At 44.1% G+C, this 440-nt stretch carries 1 protein-coding gene; it reads right to left on the bottom strand.

Annotated features, from left to right (window positions below; translation table 11 throughout):
* On the bottom strand, positions 1-217 hold a 217-nt coding region (locus tag AC3DE3_RS17410), incomplete at its 3' end, for a hypothetical protein (RefSeq protein WP_488370875.1).
* Between the last annotated feature and the right edge of the window lie 223 nt (positions 218-440).

Here is a 440-nt window from a genome sequence, read left to right as displayed (position 1 = left end):
TTCCACGAGTCAGAATTCCGCCCGTAGTCCAAGTGCCTAGATTCACTTCAATTTCGGGTTGTGTTTGATGCTCAATGGTATAAACAACCGGATCGCCGTTTGCATATTCTGTGCTAAATGCAAATCGATTTGTGATCGGACCATCCAAAGTAATTGAGCCGGTTCCGCTAGTCAAAGTTGTTTCAAAGATCAAGTCGCCATATTCAGGAGCAGCCATATTTTCACCTCAATTTACTATCCAAAGGGGACAACAATAGGGATGTTATTGATGTCAATTTTTCCTTCTAATATCTCAAGATACGTTTCAAATGGTAGACACCCAAAACGAGCTAAGGGGCAATCTGGCCCGCATGTATGTCCATGACATTTGAGGCAATAGCCTCGCCTAGTCCCAGAGCCTTTTACGGGTATCCAATGGCTTCCACAGTGAACACACTGTC

It is taken from the genome of Dietzia sp. IBK-p2-16D, assembly GCF_057773085.1.
The sequence above is the reverse complement of the archived record's forward strand: the minus strand, read 5'-3'. Positions and strand labels throughout refer to the sequence as shown.